This is a genomic window from Dryocola sharpae, assembly GCF_051307055.1.
Taxonomy (GTDB): Bacteria; Pseudomonadota; Gammaproteobacteria; order Enterobacterales; family Enterobacteriaceae; genus Dryocola.
Genome location: NZ_CP149994.1, coordinates 1883266 through 1898435 on the forward strand (window position 1 = coordinate 1883266; position 15170 = coordinate 1898435).

Annotated in this window: 17 protein-coding genes; 11 read left to right on the forward strand and 6 right to left on the reverse strand. The window is 54.6% G+C overall.

What is annotated here, in order from left to right:
* Positions 1-198 precede the first annotated feature (198 nt).
* The 5 genes from cysB (at position 199) to acnA (ending at position 4930) form a co-directional block, all read left to right on the forward strand.
* A complete protein-coding gene (gene cysB / locus WLO31_RS09080; protein WP_435930113.1) occupies positions 199-1173 on the forward strand; it encodes an HTH-type transcriptional regulator CysB in 975 nt (324 codons plus the stop codon).
* Between the two features lie 348 nt (positions 1174-1521).
* Positions 1522-1650 carry a YmiA family putative membrane protein gene (locus WLO31_RS09085; RefSeq protein ID WP_435930568.1) on the forward strand — a complete coding sequence of 43 codons (129 nt, stop codon included), beginning with the start codon at positions 1522-1524 and terminating at the stop codon, positions 1648-1650.
* A 2-nt stretch (positions 1651-1652) separates the two neighbouring features.
* A complete protein-coding gene (locus tag WLO31_RS09090; RefSeq protein WP_435930114.1) occupies positions 1653-1823 on the forward strand; it encodes a hypothetical protein in 171 nt (56 codons plus the stop codon).
* A gap of 153 nt (positions 1824-1976) precedes the next feature.
* Entirely contained in the window at positions 1977-2075 is a 99-nt protein-coding gene (gene ymiC / locus WLO31_RS09095) for a small membrane protein YmiC (RefSeq protein ID WP_236127650.1), read from the forward strand.
* Between the two features lie 179 nt (positions 2076-2254).
* Positions 2255-4930, forward strand: coding sequence for an aconitate hydratase AcnA (gene acnA / locus WLO31_RS09100; protein ID WP_435930115.1), 2676 nt, complete (start codon positions 2255-2257; stop codon positions 4928-4930).
* Between the two features lie 36 nt (positions 4931-4966).
* Here acnA and ribA read toward each other — a convergent pair whose 3' ends face one another.
* Complete coding sequence (gene ribA / locus WLO31_RS09105; RefSeq protein WP_435930116.1) at positions 4967-5557, reverse strand: GTP cyclohydrolase II; 591 nt, start codon at positions 5555-5557, stop codon at positions 4967-4969.
* 210 nt (positions 5558-5767) lie between these two features.
* Here ribA and pgpB point away from each other — a divergent pair, with 210 nt between their 5' ends.
* The 5 genes from pgpB (at position 5768) to yciH (ending at position 9418) form a co-directional block, all read left to right on the forward strand.
* The gene (pgpB, locus tag WLO31_RS09110; RefSeq protein ID WP_435930117.1) at positions 5768-6526 is read left to right on the forward strand and encodes a phosphatidylglycerophosphatase B; all 759 of its coding nucleotides are present in this window, start codon (positions 5768-5770) and stop codon (positions 6524-6526) included.
* Positions 6527-6670: 144 nt separating this feature from the next.
* A complete protein-coding gene (locus tag WLO31_RS09115) occupies positions 6671-6976 on the forward strand; it encodes a LapA family protein (protein ID WP_435930118.1) in 306 nt (101 codons plus the stop codon).
* A gap of 6 nt (positions 6977-6982) precedes the next feature.
* Positions 6983-8152, forward strand: coding sequence for a lipopolysaccharide assembly protein LapB (gene lapB / locus WLO31_RS09120; protein ID WP_435930119.1), 1170 nt, complete (start codon positions 6983-6985; stop codon positions 8150-8152).
* Positions 8153-8352: 200 nt separating this feature from the next.
* Positions 8353-9090 carry an orotidine-5'-phosphate decarboxylase gene (gene pyrF / locus WLO31_RS09125; RefSeq protein WP_435930121.1) on the forward strand — a complete coding sequence of 246 codons (738 nt, stop codon included), beginning with the start codon at positions 8353-8355 and terminating at the stop codon, positions 9088-9090.
* Position 9091: 1 nt separating this feature from the next.
* Positions 9092-9418, forward strand: a complete 327-nt coding sequence (gene yciH, locus WLO31_RS09130; protein WP_435930123.1) for a stress response translation initiation inhibitor YciH — start codon at positions 9092-9094, stop codon at positions 9416-9418.
* A gap of 112 nt (positions 9419-9530) precedes the next feature.
* On the opposite strand, the gene osmB is transcribed toward yciH, so the two are convergent.
* From osmB to WLO31_RS09150, 4 genes are all read right to left on the reverse strand, one after another.
* Positions 9531-9749 (reverse strand): osmotically-inducible lipoprotein OsmB, encoded by a 219-nt coding sequence (gene osmB, locus WLO31_RS09135; protein WP_435930124.1) that lies wholly within the window; start codon positions 9747-9749, stop codon positions 9531-9533.
* Positions 9750-10008: 259 nt separating this feature from the next.
* Complete coding sequence (yciT, locus tag WLO31_RS09140) at positions 10009-10767, reverse strand: DNA-binding transcriptional regulator YciT (RefSeq protein ID WP_435930125.1); 759 nt, start codon at positions 10765-10767, stop codon at positions 10009-10011.
* Between the two features lie 43 nt (positions 10768-10810).
* The gene (locus WLO31_RS09145; RefSeq protein WP_435930126.1) at positions 10811-13243 is read right to left on the reverse strand and encodes a formate C-acetyltransferase/glycerol dehydratase family glycyl radical enzyme; all 2433 of its coding nucleotides are present in this window, start codon (positions 13241-13243) and stop codon (positions 10811-10813) included.
* Between the two features lie 5 nt (positions 13244-13248).
* Complete coding sequence (locus WLO31_RS09150) at positions 13249-14148, reverse strand: glycyl-radical enzyme activating protein (protein ID WP_435930127.1); 900 nt, start codon at positions 14146-14148, stop codon at positions 13249-13251.
* Positions 14149-14281: 133 nt separating this feature from the next.
* On the opposite strand from WLO31_RS09150, the gene fsa reads away from it, so the two are divergent.
* Positions 14282-14944: a fructose-6-phosphate aldolase gene (fsa, locus tag WLO31_RS09155; RefSeq protein ID WP_435930128.1), complete on the forward strand. Its 663-nt coding sequence runs from the start codon at positions 14282-14284 to the stop codon at positions 14942-14944.
* Positions 14945-14954: 10 nt separating this feature from the next.
* On the opposite strand, the gene yciZ is transcribed toward fsa, so the two are convergent.
* Positions 14955-15140, reverse strand: a complete 186-nt coding sequence (yciZ, locus tag WLO31_RS09160; RefSeq protein WP_435930129.1) for a protein YciZ/DeoL — start codon at positions 15138-15140, stop codon at positions 14955-14957.
* Between the last annotated feature and the right edge of the window lie 30 nt (positions 15141-15170).

Genomic DNA, 15170 nt, shown 5'->3' on the forward strand with positions numbered 1-15170 from the left:
ACTTCTTCATCTGACAAAAACCGGGGCTGGCGCGCCGGTTTTTTTATCGCCTCTTATATAACCTCTTTATTATTTTTTCTTTCCATCTATACATAGAAGATATAACTGATATAGTGGATCGCATTATCTTCTAAACCTGTATCGGCTTGATCCCCCGCATCGCCTGCGCCGGGGTCGTTTTGACCTGGATGGTAAGTCATGAAACTACAGCAGCTTCGCTATATTGTTGAGGTGGTCAACCACAATCTTAACGTCTCGTCGACGGCGGAAGGGCTTTATACTTCCCAGCCAGGTATCAGTAAGCAGGTGCGGATGCTGGAAGACGAGCTCGGCATCCAGATTTTCGCCCGTAGCGGTAAGCACCTTACTCAGGTTACGCCGGCCGGGCAGGAAATTATCCGTATCGCCCGCGAAGTGCTCTCGAAAGTCGATGCCATTAAATCCGTTGCCGGGGAACATACCTGGCCGGACAAAGGTTCTCTCTACGTGGCCACGACGCACACCCAGGCTCGCTACGCGTTGCCGGGCGTAATTAAGGGCTTTATCGAGCGTTACCCTCGTGTTTCGCTGCATATGCATCAGGGATCGCCAACGCAGATTGCCGAAGCCGTCTCCAAAGGCAATGCGGATTTCGCTATCGCTACCGAAGCGCTTCATCTGTACGACGATCTGGTGATGCTGCCATGCTATCACTGGAACCGCTCGATTGTCGTGACGCCTGAACACCCGCTGGCGTCTAAAGAGTCCGTCACGATTGAGGAGCTGGCGCAGTATCCGCTGGTTACCTACACCTTCGGCTTTACCGGACGTTCTGAGCTGGATATGGCATTCAACCGCGCCGGTTTAACGCCGCGTATCGTCTTTACGGCAACCGATGCGGATGTGATTAAAACCTATGTGCGCCTGGGCTTAGGCGTCGGGGTGATTGCCAGCATGGCCGTCGATCCCGTCTCCGATCCCGACCTGGTGCGCATTGAAGCACAGGGCGTGTTCAGCCACAGCACCACCAAAATTGGCTTTCGCCGCAGCACTTTCCTGCGCAGCTATATGTATGATTTTATTCAACGCTTCGCTCCGCATCTGACGCGTGACGTGGTCGATACCGCCGTGGCCTTAAGGTCCAATGAAGATATCGAAGCGATGTTTAAAGATATTAAACTACCCGCCAAATAATTCTCCAGGTATCTTCTCCGCCCGGGGAAGATACCGATTTTAGCCTTCCTGATAAATACGAATTAGTCTCATCCCGTTTAATATCTTCCCCGCCGGGGTTATCCTTATTATAACGAGGGGTAATCTGTCTCTATTATGCGACAGGCGTAGATAATAATTAACCGCAGCGCAAATCTGACGCTTCAATAATTTATTTCATGTCAAAAGATTAAATCTTTTCTTGTAAACAGTGAGCAAATTTGCTGGATTTTGCGCTAGAGTTTCTTTAGGATTAATCCCAACGGACGATTGCTTATAACGATTGTTAACGAGTTTACGATAAGTGGTGTCGATTGTATGAGGTTTGCAATGCCTTCAGGAAGTGAACAACCGCAGAGGGATCCCGAGCTTAAACGTAAAGCCTGGCTGGCGGTATTTCTGGTTTCAGGCCTGTTCTGGCTGGTGGTTGCGCTGGTAGCCTGGCGCTACTGGAGCTAAAGATGACGATTCGTGGGCAGGTCGTGCAGCCAAAAAGAACATTTCAGGAAGATGACAAGCCGGGCACGCAGCTGAAGGGGAGCAGAAGCTGCATCCCCGCCTCCTGGCAGCTAAGCAAACAGCAGCAGGAATTTATCGATCTATTTACTGCTGACGATCACAAAAAACAATAAACACTAATTTTATTTACGCTTAATTAACTTGCGGTCAATCACATTTTTAGCCGCCGTTAACCGCGTACGACTTAATAACTACACACAGCAATATTCTTCGGGACTGATTAATTAATCAGACAACTTGCATACCGCAAATAAAGAGTACTGCTTATGATGAATCGCTGCACTATTAAATACTGGTCATGGCTTGGCGCTTTTACCGTTTCGGTACTGTTCTGGGCACAGCTGATCGCCACGCTGGTTAACTAGCCTCAAAACGCCCCGCACGCTATGCCGGGGCGTTTTCATTTCTCCTCCGCCGCGCCCGCAAATAGCCCGATTTATCAATTCGGGTTGTTATCAAAACGTTACGACATCTATGTGTTATCTTTAATAGTGACCCTGAAATCAATCGGGGCATCGCTATCCCTGGTCATAAAGGAGGAGCTATGTCGTTAACCCTACGAGAAGCCAGTAAGGATACATTGCAGGCGCTGGATAAAACCTATCATTACTACAGCCTGCCGTTGGCATCAAAGGAACTTGGGGATATCACCCGCTTACCCAAGTCGCTAAAAGTCTTACTCGAAAACATGCTGCGCTGGCAGGACGAAGATTCTGTTACGCAAGAGGATATCCACGCGCTGGCCGGCTGGCTGAAAAACGCCCATGCCGATCGTGAAATCGCATACCGCCCGGCGCGTGTATTAATGCAGGATTTTACCGGCGTACCGGCAGTTGTGGATTTAGCCGCCATGCGTGAAGCCGTTAAGCGCCTCGGTGGCGACGTCGCTAAAGTAAACCCGCTTTCTTCCGTCGACCTGGTTATTGACCACTCCGTTACCGTTGACCACTTTGGCGATGACGACGCCTTTGAAGAGAACGTGCGTCTGGAGATGGAACGTAACCATGAACGTTACGTCTTCCTGCGCTGGGGCCAGCAGGCGTTCAGCCGCTTCAGCGTCGTGCCGCCCGGCACAGGTATTTGTCACCAGGTCAACCTGGAATATCTTGGTAAAGCCGTCTGGAGTGAAATGCAGGGCGATGAGCTGGTTGCCTATCCGGACACGCTGGTGGGAACCGATTCCCACACCACGATGATCAACGGCCTTGGCGTGCTGGGATGGGGCGTGGGGGGTATCGAAGCGGAAGCGGCGATGCTCGGCCAGCCGGTATCGATGCTGATCCCGGACGTGGTCGGCTTTAAGCTCGACGGCAAACTCGGGGAAGGTATTACCGCAACCGATCTTGTTCTGACCGTCACCCAGATGTTGCGTAAACACGGCGTTGTCGGCAAGTTCGTCGAATTCTACGGCGACGGGCTGGATTCGCTGCCGCTGGCGGACCGCGCCACTATTGCCAATATGGCGCCGGAGTATGGCGCGACTTGCGGCTTCTTCCCCATTGATGCCGTCACGCTTAATTATATGCGTTTAACCGGGCGTACCGAAGACCAGGTTGCCCTGGTCGAGGCCTATGCGAAAGCGCAGGGCATGTGGCGTAATACCGGGGATGAACCGGTCTTTACCAGCACGCTTGCTCTGGATATGAGTGAAGTGGAAGCGAGCGTCTCCGGTCCGAAACGCCCGCAGGATCGCGTCCGGCTGGGTGAGGTGCCTCAGGCCTTTAGCGCCAGTAACGAACTTGCTCTCAACACCATGCAAAAAGATCGCGCGCCCGTGGATTACACGATGGGCGGGCGTGAATACCAGCTACCGGATGGCGCTGTGGTTATCGCCGCTATTACTTCCTGTACCAACACCTCTAACCCGAGCGTGTTAATGGCGGCGGGTTTGCTGGCGAAAAAAGCGCTCACGCTTGGTCTGAAACGCCAGCCGTGGGTCAAGGCCTCGCTGGCCCCCGGGTCGAAGGTCGTTTCCGACTATCTGGCGAAAGCGCGCCTCACGCCGTATCTTGATGATTTAGGTTTTAACCTTGTCGGCTACGGCTGTACTACCTGCATCGGTAACTCAGGGCCGCTGCCGGATCCTATCGAACAGGCAATTAAGAAGGGCGATTTAACCGTCGGCGCCGTGCTTTCCGGTAACCGCAACTTCGAAGGACGTATTCATCCGCTGGTGAAAACCAACTGGCTGGCGTCGCCGCCACTGGTGGTGGCCTACGCGCTGGCGGGAAACATGAATATCAACCTGACAACCGATCCGCTGGGCCACGATCGCAAGGGCGATCCGGTTTATCTGAAAGATATCTGGCCGAGCAATCAGGAGGTAGCCCGCGCGGTAGCTCAGGTTTCAACTGAAATGTTCAACAAGGAGTACGCTGAAGTCTTCGAAGGCACGCCGGAGTGGCGCAGCATCGAAGTCGATCGTTCCGATACCTACGACTGGCAGAGCGATTCCACCTATATTCGCCAGTCGCCGTTCTTTGACGATATGGAGGCGGAGCCGAAAGAAGTGCAGGACATTCACGGCGCGCGCGTGCTGGCGATGCTGGGCGATTCGGTCACAACCGACCACATTTCGCCAGCGGGTAACATCAAGCTGGACAGTCCTGCAGGGCGCTATCTGCTGAATCGTGGCGTTGAGCGCCGGGATTTTAACTCCTACGGTTCGCGCCGCGGTAACCATGAAGTCATGATGCGCGGTACGTTCGCCAACATCCGAATCCGCAACGAGATGGTGCCAGGCGTTGAGGGCGGGATGACGCGCCTGCTGCCTGGCGATGAAGTGATGTCGATATACGATGCGGCGATGCGTTATCAGGCGAAGGGGATACCCCTTGCGGTTATCGCCGGTAAAGAATACGGCTCAGGATCCAGCCGGGACTGGGCGGCGAAAGGGCCGCGCCTTCTGGGCGTGCGGGTAGTTATCTCCGAATCCTTTGAGCGTATTCACCGTTCAAATCTTATCGGCATGGGAATTTTACCGCTTGAATTCCCGCAGGGCGTAACGCGTAAAACGCTGGGGCTGACCGGGGAGGAAACCATCGATATCAGCGGCCTTAACAAGTTGACGCCGGGGGCGACCATATCGGTGACGTTGTCACGTGAAGATGGTCGGCAGGAGGTGATTGAGTGTCGCTGTCGTATTGATACCGGCAACGAATTAACCTATTTCCGCAACGACGGCATTTTGCATTACGTCATTCGTAATATGCTGAAGTAAATGAAAATCTCCCCCAGCTATGGGGGAGATTAAGCGCTATTCGGAAAGCAGATGGCCCATTTTGGCGGCTTTAGTATCCAGGTAATGCGCGTTCTTCGGATTGCGGCCCACGATTAAGGGCACGCGTTCAACGATATTAATCCCCGCTTCGCTCAGGATTTCCACTTTCTTAGGATTGTTCGTCAGCAGGCGAACCGCATCCACGCCCAGCAGTTTGAACATATCGGCGCACAGGGTGAAATCGCGTTCATCCGCGGCGAAACCTAGCTGATGGTTTGCTTCAACGGTATCGTAACCTTTATCCTGCAGCGCATAGGCGCGGATCTTATTGAGCAGGCCAATGTTGCGTCCTTCCTGACGATGATAAAGCAGAACGCCGCGGCCTTCTTCGGCGATATGCGACAGCGCGGCTTCAAGCTGGAAACCACAGTCGCAGCGCAGGCTAAACAAGGCATCGCCCGTCAGGCACTCGGAGTGGACGCGAGCCAGAACGGATTTATCGCCGCTAATATCGCCAAAAACCAGGGCCGCATGATCCTGCCCGGTTGCCAGTTCTTCAAAACCCACCATCAGGAAATCGCCCCATGGGGTTGGCAGTTTGGCTTCTGCCACACGTTTAAGCTGCATGTGATTCTCCAGGTACTTATTCTGACACCCGCAGGTGCCTGCCAGCTTTCTGGCTCGTGCAATTATTATTGTCTATTTTGCCACAGCGCAGCTCGCTTCACCTAATTGGCCGGCCGGAAAGCTAGTTTTACTCTTTGATGATGCGTGCGTTTATCCTCCCGTGCACTTTATCGGTTATCCTTAATCAATTTTATTTTTCAGGGAGGAGCGATGCGCGCTATAGCAAAACGAACCGCGGCGGGGGCAGGGCTGTTGTTAATCATGCCGTTGACCGTGTGGCTTACCGGCTGGCGCTGGGAGCCGGGCGGCAACAGCGGCTGGCTAAAAGCGATGTTCTGGCTAACCGAAACGGTGACGCAGCCCTGGGGAATCATCACCCACGTGTTGCTGTGCGGCTGGTTTTTGTGGTGCCTGCGGTTCCGTCTGAAGGCTGCCATGATACTTTTTGTCATCCTGGGCGCTGCGATCCTCATCGGCCAGTCCGTTAAGTCAGTGATTAAGGATCGGGTGCAGGAGCCTCGCCCGTTCGTGGTCTGGCTTGAAAAAACGCAACATGTTCCTACCGATGAGTTCTACAATTTAAAGCGTAAGCAGCGTAGCGACCTGGTGAAAAGCCAGCTGGCCGGCAATAGCGAAGTGCCTCAGTGGCTGCACAGGCACTGGCAAAAAGAGACCGGTTTTGCCTTTCCTTCGGGCCATACGATGTTTGCCGCCAGCTGGGCCTTATTGGGCGTTGGCCTGCTATGGCCGCGCCGGCGCACCTTTACCATCGTTTTGCTGCTGCTCTGGGCCACCGGCGTAATGGGGAGCCGGCTCTTACTGGGCATGCACTGGCCGCGTGATTTGGTCGTCGCCACGCTGTTGTCCTGGCTGCTGGTGACCCTGTCCACCTGGCTTGCACAAAAATTATGCGGCCCGCTTTCCGTGCCGCTTCAGGAAGCTGAAGAAATAGTCGAAAGGGAGGACTAGCCTTGAGATTATTGATTTAAACCCCCATTTCTTATGCATTGGACGTCGCTAATGGATTCCCCGGGCTCACCGGAAATGGTAATTTATACCGTTGAACAGCATTAGGGCATAACCGTCGCGTACGACCACATAACGGGAAGTAATGTGAAATATTTATTCATTTTCTTACTGGTGCTAGCGATCTTTGTGGTATCCGTCACTTTAGGCGCGCAAAACGATCAGGTAGTGAACTTTAATTACTTGCTTGCTCAGGGCGAATACCGGATCTCCACACTACTGGCGACGCTTTTTGCTGCGGGTTTTATTATCGGCTGGCTAATCTGCAGCCTGTTCTGGCTGCGTGTACGCATCTTACTTGCGCGCGCCGAGCGTAAAATTAAGCGCCTTGAACAACAACTCCCCATGGACCCCGTCGTGGCAGACTCCACCGTTCCGGCCGTGAAGGAATAACCGGCTATGCTGGAGCTGCTGTTTCTGTTGTTGCCCGTGGCCGCCGCTTACGGCTGGTACATGGGCCGCAGAAGTGCTTATCAAAATAAACAACAGGAAGCGAACCGCCTGTCGCGCGACTATGTTGCCGGGGTGAATTTCCTGTTGTCTAACCAGCAGGATAAGGCGGTCGATCTCTTCCTGGATATGCTCAAAGAAGACACCGGTACCGTTGAAGCGCACCTCACCCTGGGCAACCTTTTCCGCTCGCGTGGAGAAGTTGACCGCGCCATTCGTATCCACCAGGCGTTAATGGAGAGCGCTTCGCTGACCTATGAGCAGCGGCTGCTGGCCGTTCAGCAACTGGGCCGCGATTATATGGCCGCCGGCTTGTACGATCGGGCAGAAGATATGTTTGCCCAGCTGGTGGATGAGACCGACTTCCGTATCGGCGCGCTGCAGCAGCTGCTGTTAATTCATCAGGCCACCAGCGACTGGCAGAAAGCCATCGATGTTGCCGAACGCCTGGTCAAACTGGGGAAAGACAAACAGCGCACCGAAATCGCCCACTTCTATTGCGAACTCGCCCTGCAGCTGATGGGCAGTGACGATCTCGACCGCGCCATGTCGCTGCTAAAGAAAGGTGCGGCGGCGGATAAAAACTGCGCCCGCGTCTCCATCATGATGGGGCGCATCTTTATGGCGAAAGGCGAATACGCTAAGGCTGTTGAAACGCTGCAGCGCGTTATCGATCAGGATAGCGAGCTGGTCAGCGAAACGCTGGAAATGCTGCAGGTTTGCTTCCAGCAGCTCAACAAGCCAGAGGAGTGGGAAGCCTTCCTTAAACGCTGCGTTGAGGCAAACACCGGCGCCGTGGCAGAGCTGATGCTGGCCGGTATTCTGGAGCAAAAAGAAGGGGCGGATATTGCGCAGGTGTATATCAATCGCCAGTTACAGCGTCATCCTACGATGCGCGTCTTCCATCGTCTGATCGATTATCATCTGCAGGAGGCAGAAGAGGGGCGCGCAAAGGAGAGCCTGATTGTGCTGCGTGATATGGTCGGAGAGCAGGTGCGCACCAAACCGCGCTATCGCTGCCAGAAATGTGGCTTTACCGCCTTTACCATGTACTGGCACTGTCCATCCTGCCGGGCCTGGTCGACGGTTAAACCGATTCGCGGCCTGGACGGGCAATAGGCCGCACGCCGCCGCTGTTTTTAAAAAAATCGCACTTTAGTTACAACATACTTATAAATTTATATCAGCCCCATATCAACCCCCGAGCAGCTATCGCCTAGCAGGCTGCAATGGCGGCTGTAAATTTATCGGGGGGGCGGGTAGAATGCTGCCGTTTATCTTCGCGCCGCGCTGGTGCCCAACAGTCAGAAGGTTTAGTTATGAATTCAAGCGCATCTTCCTCCTCCCGTGTTGTCACCGATTCACCCGTCGTCGTCGCGCTCGATTACGACAGGCGCGACAGCGCGCTGGCATTCGTTGACCGTATCGATCCGCAGGATTGCCGCCTGAAAGTGGGCAAAGAGATGTTCACGCTGTTTGGCCCGCAGTTCGTCATCGATCTTCAGCAGCGCGGCTTCGATGTCTTTCTCGACCTGAAATTCCATGACATTCCAAATACCACGGCGCGTGCGGTAGCCGCGGCGGCTGAGCTGGGAGTATGGATGGTCAACGTCCACGCCAGCGGCGGCGCGCGCATGATGACTGCCGCTCGCGAGGCGCTGAACTCCTTTGGTAAGGATGCGCCGTTGCTTATTGCTGTAACCGTGCTTACCAGCATGGAGACCGGTGATTTAGCCGATCTTGGCATCACCGCAAGCCCTGCGGATTATGCAGAGCGCCTGGCGCGCCTGACCCAGCATTGCGGGCTGGACGGCGTGGTATGTTCCGCGCATGAAGCGATGCGTTTTAAAACCCAGCTGGGCGAGGCGTTTAAGCTGGTAACGCCGGGTATTCGTCCTGCAGGAAGCGATGCTGGCGACCAGCGCCGTATCATGACGCCGCTTCAGGCGCAGGCCGCGGGCGTTGATTATATGGTCATCGGGCGTCCGATCACCCAATCAGCCGATCCGGCACAAACGCTGCGTGACATCCGTGCCTCGCTAAAACAGGGGGCATAAAATGAAAGATGATAACAGCCGGCTGGTTTATTCCACGCAGACGGGACGTATCGACGAGCCGAAAACCGCTCCTGTGCGTCCTAAGGGCGACGGCATTGTCCGTATCCAGCGGCAGACCAGCGGACGCAAAGGAAAAGGGGTCTGCCTGATAACCGGTATCGATGCCGATGACGCTGCGCTTGCCGTATTAGCCGCAGAGCTGAAAAAGAAATGCGGGTGCGGTGGAGCGTTAAAAGACGGCGTGATTGAAATTCAGGGGGATAAAAGAGATCTGATTAAATCACTGCTGGAAGCGAAGGGCATGAAGGTAAAACTGGCTGGCGGCTAAGCTAAAAAACAGGCCACGGAAAATTCCGTGGCCTGTTTTATGACTGCGGCAGACGTGAATGTCGACACGTCAGTCTTTTAAATTGTCTAAAGCCTTTTATCTGCAGCCGGCCTTATTTGCTAACCTGGTGGCCGATAATACCGCCGACTGCGGCGCCGCCCAGGGTGCCCAGGGCGCTGCCATCGGTTAATACGGCACCGCCTACGGCGCCCGCGCCCGCGCCAAGCGCGGTGTTACGATCGCGATGGGACCAGTTAGAACACGCGCTCAGGGACATCGCTACGGTAAGCGCCAGCGTAACAGCGGCAATTTTTTTCTTATTTAAGGTCATTTTACTTTCTCCTGAATAATGGATTCACGGATACAAGTCTCCTGTTAAGTATAGTGGCTTAAGCGGAGTTGCCATGAAACTCTGTGACGATACAGACCTAAAAGCTAACGCGGGTGATTATCACTTCCTGTTATATCGTTACTGAATATTTTAATTTTTATCGGGAATTAAGCCAGGTAAAAAGTCTTAAATAGCTCGCAGGATAAATCTGATAGCAGAACTGCCTGCATAAATTACAGACAGTCCTGAAATAAGCGGGTTAACTCAGCAGGAATTGCTTAACGATATCGACGTGTACGCCGCTGTCCCGTAGCTGCTGGTTCGCCGTTTCGCTTAGCCCGTCATCCGTTATTACCCGGCTAAAGCGTGTGATTGGTCCAAGCGTATAAGGATGGGTGACGCCGAATTTGCTGCTGTCCGTCAGCACTATTGCCTCGCTGCCTTTTTCCAGCACCGCGTTCACCACGTCAGCGCGCATCATATCGCGACCGGTGAACCCTGTTTCAGGCAGGAAGCCATCAATGCCAATAAACGCCTTGTTGAAATGCACCTGCTGGATAAATTGTCGGGTTAGCGGGCCGACCATGCTCTCGCTTTTTTTCTGGTAAATGCCGCCCAGCAAGATCACCTCGCAGTTTGTATCCTTGAGCAGATGGGCAATATAGCTGCTTACGGTAATCAGCGTAACGCGCTTATGTTCCGCAAGCGTACGGGCGAGAAGGGCATTGCTGCTGCCGTTTTCGATAAATACTGTTTCACCGTCGTTGACAAGCGTTGCCGCAAATTCCGCCAGGGTACGTTTCAGAGCGTAGTTATTCATCATGCGGGTTTCGACGTTGTCGCTTTCAAGCCCAACGGCGTAGCCGTGGGCGCGCCGCAGATAGCTGCGCTTTTCCAGAAGGTTGAGATCCTGACGAATAGTCACTTCGGAAACGCCGGTTGTTTTGGCAAGATCGGTCACGCTGATGCGGCCTTGATCAATCACCATCTGTAATATGATTTGTTGTCTGGAATTCATGTCAGCCAATTATGGGCGGTGGCCTTAGCCACCGCCGGAGTCGTCAAAGGGTATGTTCCGTTCGGGCTATAATATCATCCTGCGCGTCCGGAGATAAGGCTGTAAAGAATGCCGAGTAACCTGCTACGCGTACCACTAAATCGCGATACTTATCAGGATGTTGTTTTGCATCCAGCAGGGTTTCACGGGAAACTATATTGTATTGCACGTGCCAGCCTTTGTGCGCCTCAAAGAAAGTCCGCAGCATAAACATCAGTTTTTCTCTGTCGCGCGGATTATCAAGCGTGGACGGATTCAGCTTCTGATTTAGCAGCACGCCGCCCAAAATTTTGCTGGTTGGCAGCTTGCCGACTGAACCGATCACCGCCGTCGGTCCCAGCCTGTCGGTGCCGGACGCGGGGCTTGCGCCTTCCGCCAGCGGAGCGGCTGCTTTGCGCCCGTCGGGCGTCGCCATGGTTGCCGCGCCAAAAGGCACGTTAGCAGAAATTGACGAAGTTCCCGCGTAATAGGTACCGCCAACCGGCCCGCGCCCAAAGCGGGTATTGTGATACTGCTTAAGCTCATCAATATAGGTTTGATAGGCGCGGACCAGCAGCAGATCCACTTCATCATCGTCATTGCCGTATTTAGGTGCGCCGTTAATCAGGCGCTGGCGTAACTGCTCGCCGCTAAGGCCGGCAAAATCGTTGGCCAGCGCTTCGGCCAGCTGCTGTTGCCCAATCGCTCCCTGCGCGAAGACCAGCTTACGCACCGCAGCCAGGCTATTGCCGAGGTTCGCGATGCCCACCTGCAGGCCGGAAACCCAGTCATATTTTGCGCCGCCTTGCTTAATGCTTTTACCGCGTTCGATGCAGTCATCCACCAGCGCAGAGCAGAGGATATCGTGAGCGTTTTCTTCCAGAACGGTATCCACCACGCATTCGATCTCGATAGATTTTTGCGTGTAGTAACGAATTTGCGCATCCCAGGCGGACATCACCTCATCGAAATTATTGAAGTTTCCTTCTGAAAGCGCTTTTTCCTGCGGCAGGAAAACTTTTCCGCTGGTGGCATCGCGGCCATGCTCAAGCGTTGCCAGCATCACGCGGGCAAAATTGATAAAGCTCATGCCGGTACAGCGATAGCCCCATTTGCCGCCCACGGCGGTTTCGATGCAGCCGATTGCCGCGTAGTCGTACGCATCTTCGCGGCTTACGCCCAGCCTGATGAACTCGTCGATAACAATCTCGTCGTTATTAAAGGCGGGCATACCAAATCCGCAGCGAATCACCTGTACGCAGGCGTCGAGGAAATCATTGCTCATCCCGGCGTGGTAACGCACGCTGAGGTTTGGCTGCGTGGAACGGAGCTGGCCGCAGGATTCGAGCACCGCATAAGAAAGCGGGTTCACCGCGTCAATCGCCTCGCCGTTAAGCAACTTTTGCCCGCCGATGGTCACGTTTTGATAGAGCGGGCTGCCCGCCGAGGCTTTCGAGTGCGAGCCGGAACGGATTTTGTTTACTTCCAGCAGCTTCAGCCAGCAGCTTTGCAGCAGTTCGATGGCCTGGTCGCGCCCCAGCGTTTGCTCAAGTTCGACATCGCGGCGATACCAGGGGTAAAGATACTGATCCAGCCGGCCAAAAGAGACGGAGTGGCCGTTGGATTCAATCTGCAGTACCAGCTGCACGAAGTAACTCAGCTGCAGCGCCTGCCAGAACGTTTGCGGCGGCTCGTGCGCGATGCGATCGCAGTTTTCCGCTATCGCCAGTAGTTCATCACGCCGGGCGACGCGAGCCTCTTTATCCGCCATTTCTCTTGCCAGCGCGGCGTAACGCAGAATATGGTCGCTTAACGCGGCGAAAGTAATATCAACGGCTTTCAGAAACTGTTCTTTATGCAGATCGCTCCAGTCGGTGAGCTGCAAACGCTCACGCCGCTCGGCCACTTTTTCGCGCAGGCCATTAAGCCCCCGCTCCAGCAGCAACGGGAAATTCACCGCCAGGTGCGCATCGCCAGAGGTCATATTGCCTTCGGCTTTAATAATCCCGGTCGCCAGCAGCGCTTTTTGCTCGTCGGTAAACATGCCGTAGCAGCGATCCTGCACCGTCTGGCCGCGCCACCATGGGCAAATTTCATGCATCACGGTTTTATCCTCAGCGGAGACAGAGAAGCCCGCGCCCGGACGATCGCCAAGCTCGTCGATCTCCGTTTCGATCCAACCTACGGTATATTCCGGAAAGAACGGCGCGCCGCGCACCTGGCTTGCCTGATTGCCGATAATCAGCTCGTCGTGCTTGATCCAGATAGTGCGTTCGGCCAGATGATGCGCCAGCGCCAGCGCGCGACGAACCGGCAGCGGTTTATCCTGATGCTGCCGGTAGGCGGCGGTATAGTGCCGCGCGCGCTCGGTACAGACCGGTGGCTTAACGATGTGGATTAGCGCTTCTTTATGCGCCTGAATACGCGGGCTGAGAAAGTTCAGGTTCAGTTCGGTCATGATGCTTATCCTCCAATCCAGGCGGTCATGCCTTTCTGGCTGGCATACTGCCCGGCAAAATGCAGCAGTCCGGGCGCATCAAGGGGCTGATGCGCGGCCAGATAGGGGACGTTCAGGAGTTTATATTTGTTGATACCTAAGGTGTGGTAGGGCAAAAAATGGATCGCTTTAGCGCCGATCTCGTCGGCGGCAAAATCGCTGATGGCGCGAACGGACCGCTCATCGGCATTAAAATCGGGGATCAGCGGAACACGGATAGTCATCTCCACGCCGTGCGCGGCAAGCCTGCGGAAGTTAACCAGCACCCGATCCACGTTGCCATCCGTCCATTGTTGAAAAGGCTGCTTATCGACATGCTTTAAATCTGCCAGCAGCAGATCCAGATGGGGTAAACAAGGTTCGATATACTTCCATGGCACGTGCAGGCAGGACTCCACGGCGGTATGAATTCCGGCTTCCTTGCTGCGCTGCAGCAAGGCGCGCGCCAGCTCAGGCTGCATAAAAGGCTCGCCGCCGGAAAGCGTAATCCCGCCGCCGCTGCGGTCGTAGAAGGGCTTATCGCGCAGCACCTTTTCCATGATGGCGTCGGCGCTTTGCGTTTCGCCGCAGATGGTCAGCGCCTGAGTTGGGCAGCAGTCGGTGAGCGCTTTTATATATTTCTCGCTGAGTTTTTCACGGGCGATAATCAGCTTTTCATCCAGGCGTGAAACCATTTGCGGGGCAGCTTGCTGGCACAAATCGCAGCCTGCAAGACACAGGAGCTCGTCAAATAAAACATCCTGCGCACGCGCGCGGCTTTCCGGATTCTGGCACCAGCGGCAGCCGAGCGGACAACCTTTAAGGAACACAACGGTACGAATACCCGGGCCGTCATGTGTAGAGTAACGCTGGATATTGAAAAGCATAAACAGGCCCTTTAACTTTCTTTCGTAAATTAAATTACTTTCGTATGAAAGTTTTATTGATTTTGATCAGAGGATAATCAAAAGGCGAGGCTATGATGTCGACACTGAGATCTGACACAAATCCGGAGAGCTTATGGAACTCTATTTAGACACTGCCGACGTAACCGCCGTTAAGCGTTTAGCTCGGATATTACCGCTGCAGGGGGTGACGACCAATCCATCTATTATCGCCAAAGCGGGCAAGCCGCTGTGGGAAGTTCTGCCCGCGCTGCAGGATGCGCTGGGCGGTGAGGGCAAGCTCTTCGCTCAGGTGATCGCCGCAGACGCCGATGAAATGGTGCGGGAAGCGCAGCTGCTGACCAGCCGTGTGCCGGGCCTGGTCGTGAAGATCCCGGCCACGGTCGAAGGCCTGACGGCGCTCAGGCAGCTTAAAACGCTGGGGATCCCGACGCTGGGCACGGCGGTGTACGGCGCTGCTCAGGGGCTGCTGGCAGCCCTTGCCGGGGCAGAATATGTCGCGCCTTATGTGAATCGTCTGGACGCCCAGGGCGGGGACGGCATTCAGATGGTGCAGGATTTACAGCAGCTGCTGACGATGCATGCGCCGCTTTCAAAGGTGCTGGCGGCAAGCTTCCGCACGCCGCATCAGGCTATGTCATGTCTGCTGGCCGGCTGCGAGGCCATCACGCTGCCGACAGATGTTGCCGACCAGCTGCTGACGACGCCCGCCGTCACCGCAGCCATCGCCACCTTTGAAAGGGATTGGCAGAGCGCCTTTGGCGCTTTAACGCTATAGCACCGGGCTTTCAGATTTCCCACGGCGATTTTTTTAGATCGCTGTCGGACGTCTCTTCGCCATTAGCGATGCTCAATAACTCCGCCTTCAAAATTTCCAGGTTATTCAGCGCCGAGGCGTGATCGCCTGCGACTAAAATATCCAGCACCGTATCAATACGCTTAGCGAGCTGTCGCGGGTCCACTGATGTAGCCATAATGCATCCTGTTGTGTGCAGAAATAAGTG